We start from the raw sequence: 3,400 nt of genomic DNA, 5'->3' as shown, positions 1-3,400 counted from the left end.
GTATAAGAGACAGCTACGTGGTGGTGTTCGGCATGATCGCCAGCGGCATCGGCATGATGCTGGCGAGCGGAGCGGCGCCGGCGATCTTCTCGCACCAGGTAACAGCCTTGCCGGAGTTCTGGCACTACCGGCCGCGTATCCCGCACGGGTTCGGTGCACGGCTGCTGGTGGTCCTGCTGATCGTGCATGTCGCGGCGGCGCTGTATCACCATCTGCGCGGCGACCGCGTGTTCGGCCGGATCTGGTTTCCGCGGGGCTCGCAGCCTTAGAGTTCGCGCGAAACGGATTCTGAGGATTCAGCGCTCACTCTCTCGACATCGTGCCCGGCCTTGCGCCGGGCATCTTCGTTTCTGACCGACGTTTGCGCCCTCGATCGAAGTCAATCCCATGGCAGCTCTCGTTCTTTCCGTCGCCGGCGCTGCGGCCGGTGCGCTGTTCGGTCCGGTCGGTGCGATCGCCGGGCGGATTGCGGGCGCGCTGATCGGCAATGCGCTGGATCAGTCGCTGTTCGGCGGCAGCAGCGATAGCTCGCGCGCGGTCGAAGGGCCGCGGCTCGCCGATCTCGACGTGATGGCCTCGACCGAAGGTGCACCGATCCCGCGGGTCTATGGCCGCGCCCGGCTCGCCGGCCAGGTGATCTGGGCCACCGCGCTCGAGGAGGTGATCAGCGTGGAGCAGAGCACCACCGGCGGCGGAGGCGGCGGCAAGGGTTTTGGCGGCGGCGGGGGCGGGCAGACCACGACCACCCCCACGGCTTACAGTTACTTCGCCAATATCGCGGTCGGGCTGTGCGAAGGACCGATCGGCCGGGTGGCGCGGATCTGGGCCGACGGCAAGCCGCTCGATCTGTCCGGCCTCAACATCCGCGTTCATCGCGGCACCGAGGATCAGGCGCCGGACGGGCTGATCGTTGCCAAGGAAGGCGCCGGCAATGCGCCGGCCTATCGCGGGCTGGCTTACGTCGTGTTCGAACGGCTGCCGCTCGCCGATTTCGGCAACCGGATTCCGCAATTGTCGTTCGAGATCGTGCGGCCGATCGGCGAGCTCGAACAGATCACCCGCGCGGTGACGCTGATCCCCGGCACCACCGAATTCGGCTACGAGCCGGCGACGCGGGTGCAGCTGCTCGGCGCCGGCAGTGCCGCGCCGGAGAACCGCCATGTCGCCTATGCGCCGTCCGACGTGCTGGCCTCGCTCGACGACCTGCAGGGCGTCTGTCCGGGACTACAGCGGGTCGCGCTGGTGGTGGCGTGGTTCGGCACTGACTTGCGCGCGCAGGCCTGCACGGTCGAGCCCGGCGTCGAGCGCCGCGACAAGAGGCTCGATCAAGGCTCCTGGTCGGTGGCCGGCGCGACGCGCGCCAGCGCACGGCTGATCTCGCAAGTCAATGGACGCCCTGCGTACGGCGGCACGCCGTCCGACGACACCGTGGTGCATCTGATCGGCGAGATGAAAGCGCGCGGGCTGAAGATCACGTTCTATCCGTTTGTGGTGATGGACGTGCCGGCCGGCAACGGCCTTGCCAATCCTTGGACCGGCGCGGCGCCGCAGCCGCCTTATCCCTGGCGCGGCCGCATCACCTGCGATCCGGCACCGGGCGTGCCGGGCTCACCGCAAGGCACCGCGACGGCCGCCGCGCAGGTGGCGCAGTTCTTCGCCGGCGGCACGTGGAATTATCGCCGCATGATCCTGCACTACGCGCAGCTCTGCGCCAGTGCCGGCGGTGTCGATGCGTTCCTGATCGGCTCGGAGCTGCGCTCGCTGACGCGCGTGCGTTCGGCGCCCGGCGTGTACCCGGCGGTGCAGCAGCTCGTCGCGCTCGCCGCCGACGTCAAGGCGATCGTCGGCGGTGGCACGCTGGTCACGTATGGAGCCGACTGGACCGAATACGGCGCCGACGTGGTGACGCCGGACGCGTCCGAGGTGCGGTTTCCGCTCGACCCGCTGTGGGCCTCGCGGGCGATCGGCGCGATCGGAATCGATTACTACGCACCGCTGGCCGATTGGCGCGACGATGCCGGCCATCTGGATTCGACGCTCGCCGCCACCACTTACGATCGCGCTTACCTTGCCGGCAATGTCGAAGCCGGGGAGGGCTACGACTGGTACTACCCGGACGCGGCGGCGCGCACAGCCCAAGCGCGGGTGCCGATCACCGACGGGCTCGGCAAGCCGTGGATCTATCGCGTCAAGGACATCCGCAGCTTCTGGTCGCAGCCGCATCACGAGCGGGTCGGCGGCGCCGAGCTGGCATCGCCGACCGGCTGGGTGCCGATGAGCAAGCCGGTGTGGTTGACCGAGGTCGGTTGCCCGGCGGTCGACAAGGGCGCCAATCAGCCGAGCGTGTTTCCCGATCCGAAATCCAGCGAGAATTTTGCGCCGTATTTCTCCAGCGGCGAGCGCGACGATCTGATCCAGCGCCGTTATCTCGAGTGCCTGATCACGGCGTTCAGCGCCGACGCCCGCAATCCGGTGTCGCCGCTGTATGGCGGGCGGATGATCGATCTGTCGGCGATCCATCTGTGGACCTGGGACGCGCGGCCCTATCCGGTGTTTCCTGCAGCTGAGGATGTGTGGAGCGATGCGCCGAACTGGACCAGCGGGCACTGGCTGACCGGCCGGCTGGGCGGCGCGCCGCTCGATGCGCTGATCGCCGCGCTGCTCGCCGATGCCGGTGTCGGCGGCGTCGACAGCCGCGATCTGCGCGAGGGCTGCGACGGCTATGTGGTCGACCGGCCGATGTCGCCGCGCGCGATGATCGAGCCGCTGGCGCTGGCCTACAGCTTCGAGGCGGAGGCGGCCGGCGGTGTGTTGCGGTTCGTGCAGCGTGGCGCCGCGCCGGTGATCGAACTGAACGAGGACGACCTGGTGCTGCCCGACAAGGGCGCGCCGTGGCGGCTGACGCGGGCGCAGGAGACCGAACTGCCGCGCGAAACCGCGATCGCTTACAGCGATGCGCTGGCCGATTATCGCCGCGCCGCCGCTAGCTCGCGCCGGCTGGTCGGCGGCGCCGCGCGGATGGTGAAGGCCGATCTTGCGGTCGTCACCAACGATGCGGCGGCGGCGCGGCGCGCCGAGATCGTGCTGCAGGATCTGTGGGCCGGCCGCGAGCGCGCCGGCTTCGCGCTCGGCTTGCGGCATCTGCGGCTCGCACCTGGCGATGTGGTGGCGCTGACGCTCGCCGGGCGACGGCGGCTGTTCGAGATCGACGAACTGGTCGACACCAGTACGCGGCAGGTGACGGCGCGCAGCATCGATCCCGACGTATTCGCGCTGCCGCAGCGGATGCCGCGCCCGGCCGTGGTAACGATCCCGGCCGCGCTCGGCCCGGCCGAAGTGATCGCGCTCGATCTGCCGGTGATCGATGCGGCTGCGCCCGACGTGCTGACCCGGCTCGCGG

2 protein-coding genes are annotated in these 3,400 nt (G+C 69.6%); both read left to right on the top strand.

All coding sequences use genetic code 11. From position 1 onward, the window contains the following. Positions 1-269, top strand: a 269-nt coding sequence (locus DYI24_RS23610; RefSeq protein WP_349627812.1) for a cytochrome b/b6 domain-containing protein, incomplete at its 5' end; no start/stop codon positions are given. A 118-nt stretch (positions 270-387) separates the two neighbouring features. Then, positions 388-3,400, top strand: a 3,013-nt coding sequence (locus DYI24_RS23605) for a baseplate multidomain protein megatron (RefSeq protein ID WP_164574054.1), incomplete at its 3' end; no start/stop codon positions are given.

The organism is Rhodopseudomonas sp. BR0C11, assembly GCF_010820945.1.
Lineage (GTDB): Bacteria > Pseudomonadota > Alphaproteobacteria > Rhizobiales > Xanthobacteraceae > Rhodopseudomonas > Rhodopseudomonas palustris_H.
The sequence above is the reverse complement of the archived record's forward strand: the minus strand, read 5'-3'. Positions and strand labels throughout refer to the sequence as shown.